The organism is Legionella impletisoli (assembly GCF_900639875.1).
Lineage (GTDB): Bacteria > Pseudomonadota > Gammaproteobacteria > Legionellales > Legionellaceae > Legionella_A > Legionella_A impletisoli.
Window position 1 is genome coordinate 96,828 of sequence record NZ_CAAAIA010000008.1, and the last position, 22,514, is coordinate 119,341.

Below are 22,514 nucleotides of genomic sequence, written 5' to 3' on the forward strand. Positions count from 1 at the left end.
CTGGGCGATTTTTTTATGCTCTTCTCCTGGCATCTAACTCGGAGAGAGTTTACAATCTCCCATTATTGAGAAATAACGAGTGAGATTCTTATGAAAGATCCCATCGATATCACGAGGGTGCTGGATTTATTGCCTCATCGCTATCCATTTATTTTGGTGGATAGGGTTTTAGATTATAAAGAATTTGATTATTTAGTTGGATTGAAAAACGTCACGATTAATGAACCTTTTTTCACAGGCCACTTTCCTGGTAATCCCATTATGCCTGGTGTATTAATGCTAGAAGCACTAGCACAGGCCAGCGCTATATTGTCTAATTTATCACGCACGCCATCCGATGGTCATGATTTTCTTTATTTCTTTGCGGGCATTGACAAAGCTAAATTTAAACAAATTGTCGTACCAGGGGATCAGTTGCGTTTAGAAGTAAAATTGATTGGACAAAAAAGAGATTTTTGGCGCATGCAGGGGGAAGCCTATGTTGATGACAAAGTGGTTTGCTCTGCGGAATTAATGAGTGCGGCGAAGGAAATTAAACGTGATAAGTGAGCATGCAATTATTCACCCCAAAGCAAAATTAGCTGAGGGGGTCTCGGTAGGTCCTGGAACGATTATTGGGGAAGGGGTTGAAATTGGCGAAGGCACGTGGATTGGACCGCATGCGGTGATTCAGGGGCCAACAATCATTGGTAAGCATAATAAGATTTTTCAGTTCGCATCTGTAGGCGATGCACCGCAAGACATCACATACAAGGGCGAGCCTACCCGCCTAGAAATTGGCGATAACAACATCATCCGCGAGTTTACGATGATTAGTCGTGGAACCGTTAAAGGAGGGGGCTTAACTCGCATAGGAAATAATAATTTTCTAATGGCGTACACGCACATTGGACATGACTGCATGGTTGGAAATCATAACCTCATGGTGAATTATTCTGCTTTATCCGGTCATGTAACAGTCGAAAACTATGCCAATATTGGTGCTTATGCGGCTATTCATCAATTTTGCCATGTAGGGTCATATGCCTTTATTGCTCGAGCGACGTATGTCACCAAAGATGTGGTGCCTTATGTTATGATTGCTGGCCATTCGACCTCAGCTTGTGGCATAAACACAGTGGGTTTAAGAAGAAGAGGTTTTTCTTCCGAAGCCATTGATTGTTTACGACGTGCCTATAAAATTATTTTTCGCAAAGGGCTGACTGTCGCTCAAGCCATAGCAGAATTGCAAATATTAAGAGAAGATTGCATCGAGGTGGAGCCTATGATTGAAGCCCTTCAAAAAGCCACTCGCGGAATTGTGAGATAAGCGGTGCTTCAGGCTGCACTCGCTGTCGCTGTGGGAGGAGCATTAGGCGCTTTATCAAGATACGGTTCGGTCTCACTGATTCAGTTAGCCCTAGGAACACGATATCCTTGGGGAACCCTGTTTGTTAATAGTCTAGGTTCCTTTCTCATTGGTTTTATCATGAGTTTTTTAATAGAGCGTATGGCGTTTGGTGCAGAGTATTGGCGGCTCTTTCTCGTGGTCGGTTTTTTAGGCTCTTACACCACTTTTTCGAGTTTTGCCTGGGAAACTTTAGCGCTTTACCATAACGAGCAGTGGGTAGGTGCATTAATGAATCTATTCTTAAACAATTTAGGAAGCTTATTCATGGTCATCCTAGGGATTCAAGCGGAAAGAATGATAGGAGGAGGCTAATGCAGGTTAAAGTAACTAGAGTCTATCTAAGTGAAGAATCACCCCTTTTACCGGAATTATTTAATTATCTTCATGATCAAAAAATTAAAGGGGCTACGATTTATCGTGGAGTGAAAGGATTTGGGCTTAGTGGCAAAACGCGTGAAAGCAGTTTACTAGACTTGCATTTTGATCTACCCATGGTTCTTGAGTTTTTTGATGAACCGAAGCGAGTGGATGAAGTTATTGCGCATTTTAAGGATAAACTGGAGAAGGGAAGAATTTTACAATGGCTAGCCGAGGTGAGTTAAGATGTTAGATCCCCATTTATTACGAACCAATCCTGAACAGGTTGCTATGGCGTTAGCCACGAGAGGGTTTTCGTTTGATGTGGAAGCGTATAAGTCACTGGAAGAGCAACGAAAATCATTGCAAATTGCGACCCAAGCTCTGCAGAATGAGCGCAATCTTCGTTCAAAAGCCATTGGACAAGCTAAAGCTCGAAATGAAGATATTACGCCCATGCGCGAAGAAGTCACCCGAATGAGTGCTGAGCTTGAGGAGAAAAAGAAATCGTTGGATGAGGTGTTAGAGAAGTTAGAAGCCATTAATCTTAGCCTTCCCAATCTACCCCACGAAACCGTTCCTCTTGGCGAAAATGAAGAAGGTAATGTCGAAATGCGGCGCTGGGGTGCTATCCCAACCATGGATTTTAAGATTAAATCTCATGATGAGCTCGGAGAAGCACTAGATCAAATGGATTTTAGTCTCGCAGCAAAAATTACAGGAAGTCGCTTCGTAGTATTGAAAGCTGAGTTGGCTAGACTTCATCGTGCACTGAGCCAATTTATGCTCGATGTTCATACCCTGAATCATGCTTATACTGAAATTTACGTTCCTTATATTGTGAATGCAGATAGCTTACGAGGGACGGGTCAATTACCTAAATTTGAAGAAGACTTATTTAAACTTGCTGGCGAACAAAGTTATTACTTAACCTCAACAGCGGAAATTCCAGTCACCAATACGGTTCGTAATAAAATTTTAACTGCTGAAGAGCTTCCCCTTCGTTTGGTATGTCATTCGCCTTGTTTTCGTAGTGAGGCAGGCTCTTACGGCAAAGATACGAAAGGCATGATACGTCAGCATCAATTTGAGAAAGTAGAACTCGTTTGGATCACGAAGCCTGAACAATCTTATGATGCTTTAGAGCAATTAACTTCGCATGCTGAAGCTATTTTGCAACGATTAAATTTGCCCTATCGGGTCATGACCTTATGCACGGGAGATTTGGGCGCAGGAGCTGCTAAAACGTATGATTTGGAAGTGTGGTTGCCAAGTCAAAATACGTATCGTGAAATTTCTTCTTGCAGTAATATGGAATCTTTTCAAGCTCGCAGAATGCAGGCTCGCTTTCGAAGTCCTGAAACGGAGCAAATTGAATTAGTTCATACGCTAAATGGTTCAGGACTTGCTGTGGGGCGAACTTTGGTTGCTATCCTAGAAAATTATCAGGATGAAGAGGGAAATATTTTAATTCCTGAGGTATTACAGCCCTATATGGGTGGCAAGCAAATCATTTCGAAAGGTTAACGTGCCTAAAAACTTATTTTTAAATCTAACGACGGTAAAGTCGGGTTTTTAGCTATAAACCCAGCTATTGATTGGAGGTAATATGTTTCAAGTAAAAAACATCGGTCTGGCCGTACTGTTCTCTTCTACGTTGGTTTATTCAGCGCATGTTTTCGCCAATGATTATGATGACCACGCGCGGTATTGCCAAGAGAAAGGTGGGGTGGTTGAGTCGATGCCTGCACAATACTTGGTGCCAGGACGTTATGTGAATGGGGCGTCCAAAGATTTTTGTAATTTTTATGGTGAAAATTACTTTGCTTCTGTCGGGCTTGAAACGTTTTCTTCTGATAAACCGAGTATTGCTGCTACTTATATTAAGCGTTTGGGTGAAATCGGTATAGATTCTCCTTTATGGAAAGGAGAATTTAGTAATCCTGGTACAAATGTGTGTAAAAACCTCGGTGGAGCTTCAATTACCTTTATCACCAGCGGTGGGTTTGTCAATCATCTGGGACAGGCTGGAGTTTGTGTATTTGGAGATGCTTCGATGGTGAGTGAATGGACGTTAGTTTACATCGCCAATCATCGCGAGGGATATGATGCGATTAAAGAAGGGGTAAACGCTGAGCCCTTAAATATTCGTGTTCCTAGTTAGGAATCAAGGCTTCTTAAGTCTTGAAATGAACAAACCCTTGTTCGATTAACGCATTGAGTAAGGGTAAAATGGGTAAGCCAACAATCGCTGCTTCATTACCAGTAGCTTCTTCAAAGAGCCATTTCCCTAATCCTTCAAAATGATACGATCCACAGCTTTGATAAGGTTTGTCTAGTTTTAAGTATTGGTCAATAACGTCAGATGATAAGGAACGCATGGAGAGCGTGATAATGTCTAAGTGTTGCCATACAACGGATTTTTGATAAACAAGACAAACGGCAGATAGAAGATGGTGGGTCTTGCCGCTTAAAAAACTTAATTGTGCGTGCGCTCTCTCATGAGTAAGCGGTTTATCAAGAATGGTATTTTCACAAAGACACAATTGATCGGCTGCAATTACTCCTGCCTTGGGGAAAAAATCGCTAACCGATAAACCTTTTTCTCGAGCCAATTGAAGGGCTAACTCACTATACTCATTACCGCGAAACGCTTTTTTTATCACATCTTCATCGACTTTTGAAGGATGGGTCTCAATGCTTAAACCAACTTGTTTTAAGAGTTTATGGCGATGCACTGAGCCCGAAGCTAAGATGAGTTGTGCTTGATGAATCAGATCAGACATAAGCTGCAACCGATGCCATTAATAAAAATCCAATAATTACAAAACTAAAGTGTCGTAAATTACAGCACCGTTCAACCATAACACAACGCTCCAAACCATGTAATGTGCCTAAATATAAGAAGGTTCCAGCAGAGAGTGCTACTAAAATAGGATCAATTAATGAATCGGTTTCTACGCCTTGATTGAAATACCAACCAATAAAAATTCCAAGAGGAGTCATAAAAGCAAATAAAAGGAAGAAAATCACACTGGTTCGAGGACTTAAGCTGCTTTTACTGAGTTGCACAGCAATGGCAAAACTTTCAGCCCATTTATGAGTAATGATTGCCAAAAATAACATGATGACCACGGGATACTCATGACTAAAGCCCAACGCTGTGGCGAGAACCAGGGAATGAAAAGACAGCATTACCCAGGCTAATAAGGCAAATGCTGGATGATCTGCATCATGATGATGATAAAGCTCTTTGCCAAGATGCTCAAACCATAGAAAAATTAGAAAGACCAGTCCGGTTATTATGTACGCGTAAGGATAAGCGTAACCCATCTTTAAAAACATCGCATTGGACTCGGGCAACATGTGCATTAATGCCGCCCCTAAAAACACACCGGTAGCTAGTGTTTCGCCAAGAGGAAAATCAAAATGTTCTTCCTTAAGTAGACGTTTTTTTAAAGGATACCAACCTGCCATTAGAATGACAGCAAAAATACTAATTGCAAAAAAAAGCTTTAAAGAAGCAGTCGCCATGCGTTGAACTCCAATGCGTTTGACAGCATATAAAATTGTGAATAATATTTTCACAAACTGTATTTAGCAAGCTTTTTCTAAAGCAAATCTCTTGTCGTGAAATAATCCTTCAGAGCCAGGGCAAGGTTAAAACTCGATTATATGTTCTTTATTTAATAAGCTTACGCTTCTAAAATCTTGGTTGTCTTTAAGATCGTGTTTGACTTGTTTTTTTAAAGAATCCCAATCAGTAAACTGTGCCTCACAGCACAATTCAATCTCGAGTTTTCCATCTAAATAATGGATTTTCCAGGATTGAATGGCAGGAAATTTTTTTTGCCAGGGGAGTAAGTAGCTTTTTTCAATGATTTGACGATTAGGCAAATCTACTGAAGGGCAAACTACTTCATCGTCTTCGGGATCAACATGGACTGTCACGTCTTTAACCTCATCTAATTGCTCTACCAAGCAATTATGAACCCTTTGGGCAATGAAGTGACCTTCTGAAACGGAGATTTTAGGTGCTACAAGAATGTGCACATCCACGAGGATGTCTTTACCCATCATTCGACTGCGTAGTTGATGGATCCGCTTTACGCCATCGACTTCTTTAATGATCGTTTGAATGCGCTCAAGGGTATCCGGCTCAACGGCCGTGTCCACCAATTCTTTCACGCTATTCCAGCCATAATCTAGTCCCATTTTAATGATCATAGCGCCCACAATAATGGCAGCTACGGCATCAAGATACGAAAATCCAGCAAGGCTCCCCGCAAGCCCTACCAATACAACTATAGAAGAAGCGGCATCAGAGCGATGATGCCAGGCATTAGCTGTCACTAAATCCGATTGGATGTGACGGCCCACATTTAGTGTGTAATGAAATAACCCTTCATTCGCAAGAATAGAAATCAAGGCGATTGGAATAGCTAAAAATTCGGGTTGATCGTGCGTTTTGGTTATAATTTCAATCAAAGCATCCCAAGCAATACCTGTGCCTGCCAAAATAAGAAAGAGTGCCAATAACAAGGTCGCTGCGGTTTCAATCCGTTGATGACCATAAGGGTGGGATTCATCCGCTTCTTGACTGCCGAATTTTGATGCGAATATAACCATGACATCCGTCACTAAATCGGAAAACGAATGAATTCCGTCCGCTATCAAGGCATGCGAGTTATAGAGAATGCCGCCAGTTACTTTAAAAAGACCCAAAAGAGCATTCACTATAGCACCAATAAGAGTCACTTTTTTTGCTTGATAATATCGCTCGTCGTGGGTCACGTTGAACTCTTTAGAAAATTGTAGTTAGTTTAATGTGTCTAACATCAGAACATCCGTGGATGTTCTAATATCAAAGAAGACATGGATACCTAATCCTAAATTCGGCCAGTTAACTCTACTTCGAACAGCGACTGCACTGAATCTTCAAGAGATTTTCAGCCCATTAGCTGCTCTCGCGACGATTCAACTGCCGAATTTCAGATGATCCGAACTCAACTTAGTTTAGCGGTTTTCAAGATCTCAGCCAAGGATCAGCGAGTTCTCCTTTGAACGCACTGGCAAATATAAATGATGCATGCAATTAATTTTCATATGGTTTGCACAGGATTATCCACAGAATTTGTGGATAATGTACGGCATGCAAAGGGTATGTTTTTTATAAATTAACTTAAAAAACAGTAGCTTATGAATGTCAATGGATCTTATGGAATTATTACGTAAAATAACTGCGAAAGTTATCCACAGAAAGGATAGTCAGGTCATTCAAAAAATAAGCTACTAGAAATGTTTCAAATCAAGGAGCTGAAAAGAAGTATGAATTTAACAAGGCTTAGCCGCCTAAGAACCCTTCAAATACACCTAACCATCGCTTAGCGATGTGGTCGGCTGTTTCAGGGTGTTCTTCAACCAATTGTTTTGCGATAGGCGCAAGCATGGGAAGAAGGTCTTTGTCTCTTGATAATTCAGCAATTTTAAATTGACGATAACCTGTTTGTCGTGTTCCAAGAACTTCTCCTGCACCTCGGAGCTCTAAATCTTTTTCAGCAATAAGAAAACCATCGGTCGTTTCACGCATCAGTTTTAAACGTTCTTGGCCAACTTCTGATAAAGGCGCTTGATATAGCAAAAGACAGTGAGATTGCTTACTTCCTCGCCCGACCCGGCCTCGTAATTGGTGGAGCTGAGACAATCCTAATCGTTCAGCGTTTTCTATAATCATCAAACTGGCATTAGGAACATCAACGCCCACTTCAATTACAGTTGTCGCGACAAGTAATTGTATCTCACCTTCTTTAAAGGCGCACATGGTTGCCTCTTTTTCACTAGATTTCATTCGGCCATGTAGAAGGCCAACCCTAACTTCAGGCAGCAAAGTTTGTAGGGTTTCTGCGGTATTGGTTGCAGCCATACATTGCAGTTTTTCAGAATCTTCGATGAGCGTGCAGACCCAGTAAGCTTGCTTGCCATCAACGATTGCCGATTTTAGCCGGTCAATAACTCGTTGGCGTTTGGTTTGGTTAAGAACGGCTGTGATTATCGGGGTTCGTCCTGGGGGTAATTCATTTAATATGGATAAATCAATGTGGGCAAATTGTGTCATGGCTAGTGTGCGTGGGATTGGCGTGGCAGTTAAGAGTAGTTGATGCGGACAGTGGTTTTCATCAAGGCCTTTCTGATGTAAAGCCAGTCGTTGTTCAACCCCAAAACGATGTTGTTCGTCAATAATGACAAGTCCAAGCTTGGCAAATTCAACACCCGATTGAAACAAGGCGTGCGTGCCGATAATTAATTGACATTCATGGTTTAGGAGCGCAGCTAAAGCTTCTTTGCGCTCTCTAGCTTTCATTTTTCCACTTAAACGTCGAACGGATAATCCAAGTTGGGTAAACCAGCGTGTTAGATTTTCGTGATGTTGTTCACTCAAAATATCGGTAGGGGCCATCAAAGCGACTTGAAAACCATTTGCTATCGTATGCAAAGCAGCGAGGGCTGCAACCACGGTTTTTCCTGCGCCAACATCACCTTGTACTAATCGCAACATGGGTTTTGTGGAAGCAAGGTCTTCCTTAATCTCTTCATAAACTCGCTGTTGCGCACCGGTTAAAGAGAAAGGTAATAACTTTATAAATTGCTCTAGAAGGTCTTGGTTGAACGCTAAACTTGGAGCAACCAAGCTTCTTCGATGTTGTCGAGCAAATTGCATACTTAAGCGTTGTGCGAGCAGCTCATCAAATACCAGTCGCTTCAAACCAGGGTGTTTACCCGTTTCGAGCATGTGAATAGACGTATCGGGAGGTGGAGTGTGTAGACATTGAATCGCTTGCCCGATGGGCATCATCATTTGCTTGTGTAAAAGTGTATCATCCATCCACTCCAATTGGTCTAGTTGTTGAAGACATGCGTTAAGCGCTAGTTTCACTAACTGTCTAAGCCTTGTTTGGCTAAGACCTTGTGTCGATGGGTAAATGGGGGTTAACGTTTCTTCGACTAAGCATTGTTCGCCTTCTTTTAGAAGTTGATATTCAGGATGGATCATTTCAAATTGGTTCGCAAATTCTCGAACTTCACCAAACGCACGCACCGTATGGCTTTCATTAAGGTGTTTAATCTGTTGCTTATTAAAGTGAAAAAAGCGAAGCATTAACACACCGGTTTTATCTTCAACATAACAATAAAGCATCATGCGCTTACCGTACTTGATTTCCGTTTTACAAATACGCCCCGATATGACGCACCAATGGTCCGGGCGTAGGTCTTGTATCGGCGTTATGCGCGTTCTATCTTGATAACGAAAGGGAAGATGAAATAATAAGTCCTGGACGGTATGAATACCGCATTTAGCGAGTTTTGCTCCAAGCGTTGGGCCTACGCCGGGTAATGTTTCACAAGGGGATGTCAACACGGTATGATACGAATCATTGCAAAAAGAAAAATAATAGCAGGATTGTGGGCAGCAACAAACCTTATGAGTAGAATTTTCATCTGCTCAGTAAGGGAGCCTAGTTGATATTAGGTGGTGATGTTTTTTAAAAGGAGTTTTGCGAAATGAATCGCACGTTATCCATTGCGGCGGGTCTTTTGATTGTCTGGATTACGGGCTATCTTTTGATGGCCGGTCGAGGTCTTTTAATTCCTTTAATCATTGCGATTTTTATTTGGAATTTATTAAACACCATACACAATGCCATCCAGCGAACACCAGCAATAGGGGCGAAACTTCCTTATTGGTTGAGCATGGTATTGTCTTTAATGGTGGTTATAATTTTTGTTAAGATTTTAATTGACATTATTACCAACAACGTCAATGAAGTCATTATCGCGTCTTCGCGTTATCAAGAAAATCTCACGAACATTTTGAATTCATTAGATACGAGTTTACACGTCAAACTGCTTGCGAGTTTGGATAATTATTTCAAAAATTTAAGCGTTCAGGGAATTTTACTTAATATTTATGGGGTATTTACTACGATTACAGGCTCTGCGGTACTTATTGTCTTATACATCGTCTTTTTATTTATCGAGCAGCATTACTTTAGCCAAAAAATCCACGCGTTATTTCCACAACCCGCTCACCGTCAAGTGGTGGATAGCATCATTACCCACATTGTTAAGGATACTCAAACCTATCTGGGTATTAAAACGCTCATGAGTCTTTTAACGGCGACGGCGAGTTGGATCATTATGAAATGGGTGGGACTCGATTTTGCAGAGTTTTGGGCCTTGTTAATCTTTTTTCTTAATTATATTCCGAATATTGGAGCCATTATTGCTACGGCTTTTCCTGCTCTGCTTGCCCTCATTCAATTCGAAACTTGGCTGCCATTTTTCATTGTAACCTCGGGTATTGTAATGATTCAGTTTGTGATTGGAAATTTTGTGGAGCCTCGTTATTTAAGTAAATCATTAAATCTAAGTCCGCTTGTGATTTTATTTGCTTTGGGATTATGGGGGGCCATTTGGGGAATTTTAGGCATGTTTTTATCGGTTCCCATCACCGTTATGATGATGATTGTTTTCGCGCATTTCGAAGCAACCAGACCCATTGCTATTTTATTATCGCAAGATGGTTACGTAAAAAATAGTTATGCAAAGATGTAAAAAATCCTGGGATAAGTCCTTTGCAACTGTTAGAAAAAAGCGCATAATAACTACTTTTTTTATAGATGAATAAAAGGCATGAAAGCAACGGTTGAAGAAATTCTGGCCAATGTAGTTCTCGACATGAAACAGTCGGAGTTAATACCCCAAGACGTCTCAGTGGATATTAAAGTTGAGCGCACCAAAGATAAAAGTCATGGGGATTATGCTTCTAATCTTGCTTTGGTCTTAGCAAAGCCAAGTGGAAAGTCGCCTAGGCAATTGGCAGAGATTATGGTTAAGGCCATTCCAGAGCATCCGCTTGTGGAGCGGGTGGAAATTGCCGGACCTGGATTTATTAATTTCTTTATGAAAGCCGCTGAACGTGCTCAAATTATTGCGACCATATTATCAGAAGGCGAGCGCTATGGACAATCTCAGTTAGGTCAAGGGCAGAAAGTCATTTTAGAATACGTCTCTGCCAATCCTACTGGGCCTTTACATGTTGGTCATGGGCGGAGTGCTGCTTTTGGCGCAACCCTTGCAAATCTCTTAAGTGCGGCAGGCTTTGAGGTGAGTCGCGAATATTATGTGAATGATGCAGGCCGTCAAATGAATATTTTGGCGGTGAGTGTTTGGTTACGTTATCTTGAATTAGCTGAGCAACCCATCATTTTCCCTGCTAACGGATATAAGGGTGAATACGTAAAAGATATTGCTCGTCAAATGCTCGAGCTTCATGAATTAGACTACGTACATAGTTGGTACGCGCTTTCGGCTGATTTGCCCCCTGATGAGCCACAAGGTGGCGATAAAGAACATTATATCGATGCGATGATCAAATCGGCTCAAAAACTCTTAGGTGAATCTGGTTTTCTGGTGTTTCATCGTGCAGCCCTCGACTATGTATTGCAGGATATAAAAGCCGATTTAGCCGAGTTTGGTGTGGAGTATGATTGTTGGTTTTCAGAACAATCCTTAATGGACGATGGTTCAATTGCCAAAGGCATTCAAGCCTTAGTGGATCATGGCCATACTTATGAGCAAGCTGGCGCCCTATGGTTTAAAGCGACGAAGTTTGGTGATGAAAAAGATCGCGTATTAATTCGCGCTAACGGCCAGACTACGTATTTTGCATCGGATGTGGCTTATCACTGGAATAAGTATGATCGAGGCTTTGATCGCGTGATTGACATTTTTGGTGCCGATCATCATGGTTATCTGACTCGAGTGCGTGCAGCCGTTACAGCTCTTGGTCATGATGAACGCGCATTAGACGTATTACTGGTGCAGTTTGCTATTTTGTACCGTGGTGGCGAGCGCTTACAAATGTCTACGCGCAGTGGTTCCTTTGTAACGCTACGTGAATTGCGAAATGAAGTGGGTAATGATGCGGCTAGGTTTTTTTATGTCATTAGAAAACCTGAACAGCATATGGATTTTGATTTGGATTTGGCCAAATCAAAATCAAATGAAAATCCAGTATATTATATCCAGTATGCTCACGCCCGAATTTGCAGTGTATTAAGGCAATTAGAAGAACGAGGTCTTAGTTGGGATCAAGAAAAAGGGCTTGAACAGGTCGATTTGTTGGTCCAAGTTCATGAAATGGATCTCATCGCGCTCATTAGCCGCTACCCTGAAGTCATAGAAGCATCCGCAAAAGCTTCTGAACCGCATCAGCTTGCGTATTATTTACGAGAATTAGCAACCGGTTTACATAGTTACTATAACGCAGTACCTTTGCTGTGTGAGCCAGAGGAATTGCGATATGCTCGGTTGTGCTTATTAAAAGCGGTTCAACAAGTGCTAAAAAATGGCATGGCTATTGTGGGGGTATCGGCACCAGAAAGTATGTAGGGAAATTGAATGCGTTACGTCAGATGGAGTTTTGGTTTAGGAGCTTATTAGTTACATAAGAAAGGACTTGGCGAGAGCCCTCCCTCTCTACGGGCACCCTTTCCCCGCTTCCGAAGCGAGGGGGAATAAGGTTGAAGTTCTTTAGGGGAGGGTGGCGCAAAATATTGTGGAATATCAGATGGCAAAAGAATATAACAGTAAAAAAAGATCCACTCAGTCTAATGGCATATTTAGATCAGTAAGCTTTATTCTGGCTTCTTTTATCTGTGGTTATTTAATGGCGTCTTTTGTGACCATCGAACAGGTTCGAGATTGGCTTGGGCATCATTTGATACCCAGCCAAAGCAAACCGCAAGCTCATGTAATGGTGCAACATCATGAGCTACCTAAACCTAAATTTGAGTTTTACACTTTATTAGCGAAGGAGCATACGGCAACTCCCAGCTCTGTTAATAAAACCCCTTTAAAAACTGCGCAACTTTCAACAAATTCGGAGCCTTTGAATAATAAAATGCCTTCACAGGTGTCTTCAACGCCTCTTTCAACTCAAGCAAAATTGAACAATATGCCGGCTGAAAAAAAAGGTTCGTTTTACGTTCAAATTGCTTCTTTTAAAGTAAAACAAGATGCTGAGCGCATGAAAGCTTCGCTCATTTTGAAAGATTTTCATGCTATCATTACACCCGTAAAACGGGATAATATTACCTGGTATCGTGTCATTATTGGGCCTTATGAGTCTCGCATTCAAGCGGAAAAGGCACAAGTTGCTGTGGCGCGTAGTGAAAACATAATGGGAATGATACGAAAAATGGATGCCTAGTGTCTTATATGCAGTAAGGTTATATATGCCCAAACCTAATAAATTCCAGAATTTAGATGGCCTTTGCTATGAGTTCTCTGTTGAAGGCATGAAGTGTAAGGGATGTTCTTCAAGTATTGAGCTCGCTTTAAAAGAACTGGATGAAATTACCTCAGTGAGTTGTGATCCCATCACAAAGCAATTAACCATTATTGCTGATTCTCGTTATCATCCCAGTTTCATTCGTAACAAAGTGATTTCAACGGTCGATGAAATAGGATTTGTCTGTCAGGAAGCACAGGCTGTAACACCTCCTAAAAAAAATTTGTGGCAACGCTGGTTACTTGGTGCTTTAGGTACTACGAGTGGACTCTTATTAATGAGCTTATCTTTAATGGGGGTTTATTTCAGTTTACCTGCCTTAATTGCAATTGCTGCGATAAGCACGGTGTTTACTCTCTATCTTGGTTGGGAATTTTATTCTAATGCCTTTAAGGTGTTTAAGCAGTCGAAAGAATTAAACATGAACACCTTATTTTCTATCAGCACATTAACCGTGCTTCTAGTATCTATTAGTGCATTTTTCTTTCCTTGGTTGCCAATGATTTTTGATGCAGGTCTCATGATCTTTGGATTCCGGCATTTAGGGCTCGCGATTGAAGAATCGCTTAAACAATCCGTTATTTCCGAACTCAGTATTAAAGATTATATCCCGCGTACCGTTCGAGTGGTTGGAAAAGGTGACAATAAACTTAAACAACTTGCTGAAGTTCATTTAAATGAGATTATTGAAATTAGACCTGGAGAGGTAATTCCTGTTGATGGGATAGCATTATCTGATGAAGTATCCGTTTATGATACCATTGATTCCGGCGCACGAATGCCTCGATCACTTAAGAAAGATGAGGGTCTATTGGCCGGTATGTTTTTAGCCGCAGACTCAGCTCCACTAAGAATGCGGGTAATGAAGCTGCCAGTCAATTCTTATCTAGCACGTTTTGATCAACAAATCCAAGAAGCTAATCAAAAGCCTCCTTTGCAGACCATAGCCAAAAAAATATTGCACTACTTTATTCCCGCTGTGTTGTTGCTTTCTCTATTGTCTTTGACCATTATCAGCTGTTTTTTTCCAGTAACATTGGCGATACAGTGTGCGATTGCCGTATTGGTTTCTGCTTGTCCTTGTACACTTGGAATGATCATTCCTCTTGCTGTTAAAATTGGAATGGATAAAGCATCGAAGCACGGGGTTGAATATAAAAGTACGAAAATCTTAGAAGAAATCGGTGAGCTATCCAATCAAGTGGATACCGTTGTGTTTGATCTTCATGGCACGTTAACTGAAGGTAAGCCTGAAGTTAAATCCATTGTAATTCGTTCTGATAGCGGTACGACAGAAACGGAGTTTCTGTCATATTTGGCAATATTAGAAAAGCAATCTCCTCACCCAGTTGCAAACGCAATACGTAACTACATTGCAAAGAAACCCGTGAGACTCGATGAATCTTTGAAACTAGCTGGTTTGCGACAAATGAACCCTGGTATTACAGCAACTATTAACGGAAGCCTTTTTATTCTAGGAAGCAAAAGCCTCTTATCTCAAGCTGGTATCGATATCGAACAGGCAAACCAAGACTTAAAAGTAGGGGATAGTCTGGTTTACTTAGCGAAAGATAATAAGATCATTGGCCATATACACTTAACTGATCCACTTAGGGAGGATGCACGTTTTGTTGTTAATTATTTAAAGGCGCATGGTAAAACTGTTTGTGTATGTACTGGGGCAGATGAATCAACCGCCAAACGATATGCTGCCGAACTCGGTATTGCAGAAAGCAATATTAGTGCTGGTCTTCGTGGCTCACAATCGGATGATAAAAATCCTAAAATGAGTTTTATCCGAGCCTTAAAAGATGAAGGGCATTGCGTAGCCATGGTAGGTGATGGCCCGAATGATGCACCTGCCTTGGCCGCCAGTGATGTCGGCATAGCACTCAACACAGGGGACGATATTGGACATCGAGTCTCGCAAGAACAGGCTGGTGCTGTAATTGAGAACGGATCATTGAAAGGGGTGCTGACGGCTTTAACGGTTGCAAAACAAACCGTGAATCACATCAAACAAAATTTACTGCTGAGTTTCGGTTATAATCTAACCACTATGTTGATAGCTGGCGGCCTGCTTCTTGCTTTTGGGATTATGCTCAATCCTGCTGTGGGTGCGGCGCTGATGATTTTGCAGAGCAGTTTAATTTTATTCAATGCGTATCGTATTAAAGAAAAGGCATTGTCCTTTATGAGTGCCCCCGAGCCCGGAGCAACACCTAGTTTTGGTGAGAGCTATGGGTATATGGCTAAAAGCGGACTAAGTCCTTCACTAAGTAGTGATTTCGATTTAAAACCCACGCCAGTTCATGAGGTGTTATGGCATTCTAACCAACCCTCTCGTGAGTTTACCGACACAAACAAACATAATCCTAGCGCTCTAGGTGTACACTAACGTTCGCTGCGTTTTTTATAGCACTTGGTTTACTAACCCGAATACTCAATTGGGTTACTTTAAACTCATTTTTAACGAGTTGAGCTACCTTTTCAGCAACCGTTTCGATGAGCTGAAACGAATTGGATTCTACAAAATCGGTAATTCGCTGACAGACTTGATCATAATCAATGGTATTTTTCAGTTCATCATGGACTGAAGCGCAATCGATAGGGAATGATAAATCAATTAAAACCTGCTGTAAGATTTTTTGCTCCCATGCATGAACCCCAATATGCGTTGTAATGCTTAAGGCGTTAATTTCGAGCTTATCCATCGTAATTCCTTTATAAGTGTTAATAAACCTAAATTCAGCAGTTAAATCTACCTCCACGATTTAACTGCCGAATTTAGGATAAAAAGATCGTATAGTTTGCTGGTTGGATATACAAGAACCTTATCGTTAATTAACGTCAGTTCGATATCAGAAAAATCTAAATTTTGTAACGATTCATGTTAAAATTTAAACACTTTATTGTATCTATGATGATTTATTATGTCTGATATCACTCAATCGTTATTTATCCGGAGTTTACAACGTAAACCTGTTGAACGAACCCCAGTTTGGATTATGCGTCAAGCAGGACGATATCTTCCTGAATATCGTGAGGTTCGAGCCAAAGCAGGTGATTTTTTAAGTTTATGTAAAAATCCAAAGCTTGCTTGTGAGGTGACCTTACAGCCTTTGCGTCGTTTTAAGTTAGATGCGGCCATTTTATTTTCCGACATATTAACCATCCCTGACGCAATGGGGTTAGGGTTATTCTTTGCTGAAGGCGAAGGGCCTCGTTTTAAATGCCCCGTTCAAACTGTAAAAGCCATTGACGAACTACCCATTCCACAAGCTCAAAATGAATTAGCGTATGTCTTAGAAGCGGCGGCTTTAATCCGTAAAGAAATGCCAGAAGACTTGCCTTTAATAGGATTTTCCGGAAGCCCTTGGACTTTGGCTTGTTATATGGTGGAAGGGAGTAGCTCTCGTGATTTTAAAGAGACTTTAAACCTCCTTTATTGTCACCCTGAAGCGATGCACCAATTACTAATGAAATTGAGTACAGCCATTGTTGATTATTTAAAAGAACAAGTTAAATCGGGTGTGAATGCGTTAATGATTTTTGACACTTGGGGCGGAATTTTGACAACTTCTAACTACCAAGACTATTCTTTAAAGTACATGAAAGCCATTGTAGAAGACCTTAAACGTGAATTTCCAGATATACCGGTTATTTTATTCACTAAAGGAGGTGGTCAATGGCTAACTGAGATGGCTGAAAGCGGTTGTGATGCGCTGGGATTAGACTGGACTACAGACATCAGGCTGGCCAGACAGCAAGTCGGTGATCGTGTGGCATTGCAGGGAAATCTTGATCCTGCTGTGTTGCGAGCTAATCCAAGTTGTATCCAAAGGCAAGTAAAGAAGGTACTTCGTTCATTTGGTCATGGCTCAGGCCATGTGTTTAATTTAGGGCATGGCATCACGCCCGATATCCCACCTGAGCATGTAGAGGTGATGGTGGAAACGGTGCATGAGTATAGCCCACGATATCATACAACTGGGGTGGAATGATAAGGGATAGCTTATTTAAACCGGCTTGGTGGTTGGCAAACCCTCATGCCCAAACCGTTTTCCCAACCTTAACACATAAGGGAAAAGCAGCGGTTGATCATATTGAACGGATTGAACTTCCGGATGGGGATTTTGTCGATCTCGCTTGGTCAATTCAAGGGCTAGAGACGAATGCCCCGCTCGTTATTTTGCTTCATGGTCTTGGCGGAGGCTTACAATCCCCATATGTTCCTCGTTTGTTTGAATCGTTTAATCACAGCGGCTGGCGTGTTGCATTAATGCTTTTTCGGGGAGCGAGTAACGAGCCCAATCGTTTTCCACGAGCATACCACTCTGGAGACACAAAAGATCTCGATCACGTTGTTAAGCTTCTTTGTGCTCGTGAGCCGAATACCAAAAAAGCAATAGTTGGGATCTCGCTTGGGGGGAATGTTCTTTTAAAATGGTTTGGTGAACAAGGAAAGCAAGCTTATGTTCAAACGGGCGTAGCTATATCCGTTCCGTTTCAGCTACGATTAGCAGCCGATCGAATGAATCAAGGCTTATCACGATTTTATCAAACGTATTTGCTTCGCGAAATGCGCTGGATTTTAAACCGTAAAATTCAGCTTTATAAAAAAGAAATGCCGCCTGGTATAAAAAATATCGATTCACTCCATTGTTTTTGGACGTTTGATGAGTATGTAACCGCTCCCTTGCATGGATTCCCGAATGTTCATGCTTATTATCGTGAGGCGAGCTCGCGTCAATACTTAGAGAAAATCCATACACCTACCTTGATTATTCACGCCCTTGACGATCCTTTTATGACTCCTGAGATTATTCCAAGCCCAGAAGAACTATCACCGGATGTTATTCTTGAGCTCAGTAAAAAAGGAGGGCATGTTGGATTTATTGCTGGAAATATTCCAGGAATGCCTGAATTTTGGTTGGATCAACGTATACCAGAGCATTTAAAAGATTTTCTATAGCCTCTCTCAATCCTCTCCCCACGCACTATACGTGCAGTGGAAAGAAAGCTATTGAAATATACCTGGGAAGTTACGATTTTTTCTAAGTTATTCCCTAAATTGGCGACTTAGCTGAATGGCCATTTCGAGCGATTGTTCATAATTTAAACGGGGATCAACTAAGGTATGATAGGCATCTTTTAAATCGGATGCAGATAAGCCCCGAGCTCCACCAATGCATTCCGTCACATTTTCTCCGGTTAATTCAAAGTGAACCCCACCTAAATGACTATCTAATTCATGGTGAATTTTTAACGCTTGTTGTAACTCACTTAAAATGTTATCAAAATGCCTTGTTTTAATGCCGTCATCAGTGGATTCGGTGTTCCCATGCATGGGATCACAAGACCAAGTAACCGGAGTTTTTGTTGCTTTTGCGGCTGTAATTAAAGGAGGTAGGCGTTTGATAATATCGTTTGCCCCCATGCGGCTGATTAATAGCAGGCGACCTTCTTCACGGTTTGGGTTTAAGGTTTTAATTAAATCCATGAGCCAATCAGGAGTTGTACTTGGACCTACCTTGATTCCGATGGGATTTTCAACCCCACGAAGAAACTCAATATGGGAACTTTCTGGTTTGGCAGTGCGCATTCCAATCCAGGGAAGATGCGTGGATAAATTATACCATTTGCCATCGTGCAACTTTCGAGTAAGGGCTTGCTCATAATGCAAATGCAGTGCTTCGTGAGAAGTGAAAAAATCCACATGACTCAATTGACTGTTCTGCAAGCCTTCAATGGAGTTTAGAAAATCAAGCGAATCGGCAATAGAACGTACAATAGCATGGTATTCATCGGCTTGAGGTGAATGCTCAACAAAGCGTAGATCCCAGCGCTGGGGATGATGTAAATCAGCAAAGCCACCGGCTAATAAAGCACGAATAAAATTCAGCGTCATTGCAGCACAACTATAACCCTGCAACATGAGCTTTGGATTTGGTTTACGAGCTTCTTCGTTAAATTCTGGCGAATTGACTAAATCGCCTCGATAGCTAGGAAGCGTTACTCCATTTATGGTTTCAAAATCGGAAGATCGAGGTTTGGCATACTGACCTGCAATCCGACCTACACGAATAATGGGTTTTCGCATCCCATAAATCAGCACTAAACTCATTTGAAGTAAAATTTTAAGTTTATTGCTGATGATGTCTGAACGACAATCATTGAATGATTCAGCGCAATCGCCACCTTGTAGAATAAATGCTTCGCCCCTTCCTGCTTTAGCAATAACATGCTTAAGCATTTTTATTTCTCCGCTGCTCACTAAGGGAGGCAATAGAGATAGTTGTTCCACCACTTTATTTAATTGCGACTCATTGTCGTAAGTGGGGGCTTGCTCATAAGTGTATTGAAGCCAAGATGTGGGGGACCATGTTTGCATCAAAACCCTAAAAAACGATCATCAAGTGGATGATCTTACCATAAAGCTTCTATCCTTTGGAATTGAAGATAGGATTTTGAGTCTTCTCGTAAAAAAAAAATAACAAGGCACTTGATATATTCAGGATCTGGCCCTACATATTACCGGAATCGATAAAAAACGAGTTCTGGAGTTCTTACATGAGTGGTGAAAATTCAAAAAAAGATTGGAAAAAAGTTCGGGAGGCCCACGAGGAGCAACTTGAAAATGAATCGGCTAAACAGGATATCGACGAATTAATTGAAGAGATAGAGCATCCCGATGCAGGCAGTAGTGCGCTCGATCATCCCTCTTATAAAGAACTGGAAGAAAAACTAACGTTAGCCGAACAACAAGCCCATGAACATTGGGAAAAATCGGTCAAAGCCTTAGCTGAGCTTGAAAATGTTCGCCGCCGTGCAGAGCGAGATGTTGAAAATGCGCATCGTTATGGGTTGGAAAAGTTTGTGGATTCGCTCATCCCTGTTGTGGATAGCTTGGAGCAAGCGTTGCAATTGGCCGAACAGGAAAAAGACAGTGCTATGCACGAAGGATTGGAGTTAACGATGAAGTTATTCCTCGATGTGCTTAGAAAACATGGTGTTGAACAACTTAATCCTCAGGGTGAGCCTTTTGATCCGCAACTACATGAAGCAATGTCAATGCAACAATCAGAGGATGCTAAGCCTAACACCGTGTTAGCGGTGTTTCAACGTGGTTATAAATTAAACGACCGAGTAGTACGCCCTGCTCGGGTTATTGTTGCAAAAGGGAAATGATGCTTCTTGGAAATTTCTTTCCTTGAAATTCAGGATTAAGTCCCCATATAAAAATCAAGATTGAATTTAACGAACAGATTGGAGCAATAAGAACATGGCAAAAATCATCGGAATCGACTTAGGTACCACAAACTCATGCGTAGCGGTCATGGAAGGGGGTAAACCTCGAGTCATTGAAAATAGTGAAGGTCACCGCACTACTCCATCCATTGTGGCTTATACCAGCGATAATGAAGTTTTAGTCGGTCAGGCGGCAAAGCGCCAGGCTGTCACTAATCCAGACAACACATTGTATGCAATTAAGCGCTTGATCGGAAGACGTTACGACGATCCCATCGTTCAAAAAGATATCAAAATGGTGCCTTATAAAATCGTTAAGGCCAACAATGGTGACGCTTGGGTTGAAGTTAAAGGCCAAGAAAAAGCACCACCACAAATTTCAGCTGAAGTGTTAAGAAAGATGAAGAAAACGGCTGAAGATTACTTAGGTGAAGAAGTCAAAGAAGCGGTTATTACGGTTCCTGCTTACTTTAATGACTCACAACGTCAGGCAACGAAAGACGCAGGCAAGATTGCAGGTCTTGAAGTCAAGCGGATTATCAATGAGCCAACGGCTGCAGCGCTTGCTTATGGTATGGATAAAAAGCGAGGAGACTCCATTGTCGCCGTGTACGATTTAGGTGGTGGAACCTTTGATATTTCAATTATTGAAATTGCAGAAGTCGATGGCGAACATCAATTTGAAGTATTAGCTACCAATGGGGATACCTTCTTAGGCGGTGAAGACTTCGACTTAGCATTAATTGAGTATTTAGCGGCTGAGTTTAAGAAAGACTCAGGCATTGATTTGCACAACGATCCATTGGCGCTACAACGTCTAAAAGAAGCGGCTGAAAAGGCGAAAATTGAATTGTCTTCAGCCCAACAAACCGATGTGAATTTACCTTACATTACAGCCGATGCCTCTGGTCCTAAGCACTTAAACATCAAATTAACCCGTGCAAAGCTTGAATCGTTGGTTGAAAAATTAGTCGAGCGCACCATTGAGCCTTGCAAAACCGCTTTAAAAGATGCTGGAAAATCTGTAGGTGAAATTGATGAAGTTATCCTAGTCGGCGGTCAAACCCGTATGCCTTTAGTCCAAAAAACGGTCCAGGATTTCTTTGGTAAAGAACCTCGTAAAGACGTGAATCCTGACGAAGCCGTTGCTGTGGGAGCAGCTATTCAAGCGGCCGTTTTATCCGGGGATGTTAAAGACATTCTGTTATTAGACGTAACCCCATTGTCATTAGGTATTGAAACATTGGGCGGGGTGATGACCAAACTGATTGAGAAAAACACCACGATTCCTACCAAGGCCAATCAAGTGTTTTCAACAGCAGATGACAATCAAACCGCTGTAACCGTTCATGTCTTGCAGGGTGAGCGAGAGCAAGCTTCGGCTAACAAATCACTTGGGCGTTTCGATTTAACGGATATTCCACCTGCGCCAAGAGGTGTTCCTCAAATTGAAGTTACCTTTGATATCGATGCTAATGGTATCTTGAATGTGTCTGCAAAGGACAAAGCCACAGGCAAAGCGCAATCGATTGTGATTAAAGCATCCAGTGGTTTGAGTGATGAAGAAGTGGACGCTATGGTAAAAGACGCCGAAGCGCACGCTGAGGAAGACAAGAAATTTAAAGAGTTAGCAGAAATTCGTAACCAGGCTGACAGCTTAATTCATAGTGCTGAAAAATCATTAAAAGATTTAGAAGGTGAGTTAAGTGATGATGAGAAAAAAGAAATTGAAACCTCCATTAACGAATTGAAGGAAGCTTCAAAAGGTAATGATAAAAAATTGATTGAAGATAAGTTGCAGGTATTAAGCAATGCTTCTTCTAAAATGGCGGAACGCGTCTATGCCAAAAAATCTGCTGAGGGGCAGCCTGAAGCAGAAACCGCTCAAGGCGAGTCAAAAGAATCCGCAAAAGCTGAGGAAGGTGTTGTCGATGCGGAGTTTGAAGAAGTTGATGAAGATCAGAAAAATAAATAGGCATCTACTTAGGGGAGATTCCCTAAGTCAAGCTTAAACGCGGCTATAAATTAAACTTTCCGAACCGCGACCATCAGGGAGCGGTTCGTAATTTAGAGTCATGTATAGTTTAACAACGGCCAATCAAAATATAGTGATAAATATCCTCTTTAGACCAGGCATTGGTTGTGTTATAATTAAACAATCAA

Annotated in this window: 20 protein-coding genes; 14 read left to right on the forward strand and 6 right to left on the reverse strand. The window is 41.5% G+C overall.

The window, feature by feature from the left end:
- Window positions 1-90 precede the first annotated feature (90 nt).
- From fabZ to E1O41_RS09640, 6 genes are all read left to right on the forward strand, one after another.
- Entirely contained in the window at window positions 91-549 is a 459-nt protein-coding gene (fabZ, locus tag E1O41_RS09615; protein WP_131777110.1) for a 3-hydroxyacyl-ACP dehydratase FabZ, read from the forward strand.
- On the forward strand, window positions 539-1,309 hold the full coding sequence (lpxA, locus tag E1O41_RS09620) for an acyl-ACP--UDP-N-acetylglucosamine O-acyltransferase (protein WP_131777111.1): 771 nt from the start codon (window positions 539-541) through the stop codon (window positions 1,307-1,309). The genes fabZ and lpxA overlap by 11 nt, the downstream gene beginning before the upstream one ends.
- Before the next feature lie 3 nt (window positions 1,310-1,312).
- Complete coding sequence (crcB, locus tag E1O41_RS09625) at window positions 1,313-1,702, forward strand: fluoride efflux transporter CrcB (protein WP_131777112.1); 390 nt, start codon at window positions 1,313-1,315, stop codon at window positions 1,700-1,702.
- The gene (locus E1O41_RS09630) at window positions 1,702-1,992 is read left to right on the forward strand and encodes a DUF190 domain-containing protein (protein ID WP_131777113.1); all 291 of its coding nucleotides are present in this window, start codon (window positions 1,702-1,704) and stop codon (window positions 1,990-1,992) included. The genes crcB and E1O41_RS09630 overlap by 1 nt, the downstream gene beginning before the upstream one ends.
- A gap of 1 nt (window position 1,993) precedes the next feature.
- Window positions 1,994-3,274, forward strand: coding sequence for a serine--tRNA ligase (gene serS, locus E1O41_RS09635; RefSeq protein ID WP_131777114.1), 1,281 nt, complete (start codon window positions 1,994-1,996; stop codon window positions 3,272-3,274).
- An 82-nt stretch (window positions 3,275-3,356) separates the two neighbouring features.
- Complete coding sequence (locus E1O41_RS09640) at window positions 3,357-3,911, forward strand: hypothetical protein (protein ID WP_131777115.1); 555 nt, start codon at window positions 3,357-3,359, stop codon at window positions 3,909-3,911.
- Window positions 3,912-3,924: 13 nt separating this feature from the next.
- On the opposite strand, the gene E1O41_RS09645 is transcribed toward E1O41_RS09640, so the two are convergent.
- The 4 genes from E1O41_RS09645 to recG all read right to left on the reverse strand — a co-directional run bounded on the left by E1O41_RS09645 (window position 3,925) and on the right by recG (window position 9,164).
- Window positions 3,925-4,533, reverse strand: coding sequence for a Maf family protein (locus tag E1O41_RS09645; RefSeq protein WP_131777116.1), 609 nt, complete (start codon window positions 4,531-4,533; stop codon window positions 3,925-3,927).
- The gene (locus tag E1O41_RS09650; RefSeq protein ID WP_131777117.1) at window positions 4,526-5,281 is read right to left on the reverse strand and encodes a ZIP family metal transporter; all 756 of its coding nucleotides are present in this window, start codon (window positions 5,279-5,281) and stop codon (window positions 4,526-4,528) included. Before E1O41_RS09650 ends, E1O41_RS09645 begins: the two co-directional genes overlap by 8 nt.
- Window positions 5,282-5,407: 126 nt before the next feature.
- The gene (locus tag E1O41_RS09655; RefSeq protein WP_131777118.1) at window positions 5,408-6,541 is read right to left on the reverse strand and encodes a cation diffusion facilitator family transporter; all 1,134 of its coding nucleotides are present in this window, start codon (window positions 6,539-6,541) and stop codon (window positions 5,408-5,410) included.
- 550 nt (window positions 6,542-7,091) lie between these two features.
- Complete coding sequence (gene recG, locus E1O41_RS09660; RefSeq protein ID WP_131777119.1) at window positions 7,092-9,164, reverse strand: ATP-dependent DNA helicase RecG; 2,073 nt, start codon at window positions 9,162-9,164, stop codon at window positions 7,092-7,094.
- A gap of 143 nt (window positions 9,165-9,307) precedes the next feature.
- Here recG and E1O41_RS09665 point away from each other — a divergent pair, with 143 nt between their 5' ends.
- The 4 genes from E1O41_RS09665 (at window position 9,308) to E1O41_RS09680 (ending at window position 15,498) form a co-directional block, all read left to right on the forward strand.
- Window positions 9,308-10,360: an AI-2E family transporter gene (locus tag E1O41_RS09665; protein ID WP_131777120.1), complete on the forward strand. Its 1,053-nt coding sequence runs from the start codon at window positions 9,308-9,310 to the stop codon at window positions 10,358-10,360.
- Between the two features lie 78 nt (window positions 10,361-10,438).
- Window positions 10,439-12,199, forward strand: a complete 1,761-nt coding sequence (gene argS, locus E1O41_RS09670) for an arginine--tRNA ligase (protein WP_131777121.1) — start codon at window positions 10,439-10,441, stop codon at window positions 12,197-12,199.
- Window positions 12,200-12,377: 178 nt separating this feature from the next.
- Window positions 12,378-13,019 (forward strand): SPOR domain-containing protein, encoded by a 642-nt coding sequence (locus E1O41_RS09675; protein WP_165481167.1) that lies wholly within the window; start codon window positions 12,378-12,380, stop codon window positions 13,017-13,019.
- 25 nt (window positions 13,020-13,044) lie between these two features.
- Window positions 13,045-15,498, forward strand: coding sequence for a heavy metal translocating P-type ATPase (locus tag E1O41_RS09680; protein WP_165481168.1), 2,454 nt, complete (start codon window positions 13,045-13,047; stop codon window positions 15,496-15,498).
- Here the strand turns inward: E1O41_RS09680 and folB are convergent.
- The gene (gene folB, locus E1O41_RS09685; RefSeq protein WP_131777124.1) at window positions 15,476-15,814 is read right to left on the reverse strand and encodes a dihydroneopterin aldolase; all 339 of its coding nucleotides are present in this window, start codon (window positions 15,812-15,814) and stop codon (window positions 15,476-15,478) included. The genes E1O41_RS09680 and folB overlap by 23 nt on opposite strands.
- Before the next feature lie 219 nt (window positions 15,815-16,033).
- On the opposite strand from folB, the gene hemE reads away from it, so the two are divergent.
- A complete protein-coding gene (gene hemE / locus E1O41_RS09690; protein WP_131777125.1) occupies window positions 16,034-17,104 on the forward strand; it encodes a uroporphyrinogen decarboxylase in 1,071 nt (356 codons plus the stop codon).
- Entirely contained in the window at window positions 17,101-18,075 is a 975-nt protein-coding gene (locus tag E1O41_RS09695) for a hydrolase (RefSeq protein ID WP_131777126.1), read from the forward strand. The genes hemE and E1O41_RS09695 overlap by 4 nt, the downstream gene beginning before the upstream one ends.
- Window positions 18,076-18,162: 87 nt before the next feature.
- Here the strand turns inward: E1O41_RS09695 and E1O41_RS09700 are convergent, their stop codons facing one another.
- Complete coding sequence (locus E1O41_RS09700; protein WP_131777127.1) at window positions 18,163-19,494, reverse strand: 3-deoxy-7-phosphoheptulonate synthase class II; 1,332 nt, start codon at window positions 19,492-19,494, stop codon at window positions 18,163-18,165.
- 179 nt (window positions 19,495-19,673) lie between these two features.
- On the opposite strand from E1O41_RS09700, the gene grpE reads away from it, so the two are divergent.
- Both grpE and dnaK read left to right on the forward strand, forming a co-directional pair.
- Window positions 19,674-20,291, forward strand: a complete 618-nt coding sequence (gene grpE, locus E1O41_RS09705; protein WP_131777128.1) for a nucleotide exchange factor GrpE — start codon at window positions 19,674-19,676, stop codon at window positions 20,289-20,291.
- Window positions 20,292-20,385: 94 nt separating this feature from the next.
- Window positions 20,386-22,326 carry a molecular chaperone DnaK gene (gene dnaK / locus E1O41_RS09710; protein ID WP_131777129.1) on the forward strand — a complete coding sequence of 647 codons (1,941 nt, stop codon included), beginning with the start codon at window positions 20,386-20,388 and terminating at the stop codon, window positions 22,324-22,326.
- The last annotated feature ends 188 nt before the right edge of the window (window positions 22,327-22,514 follow it).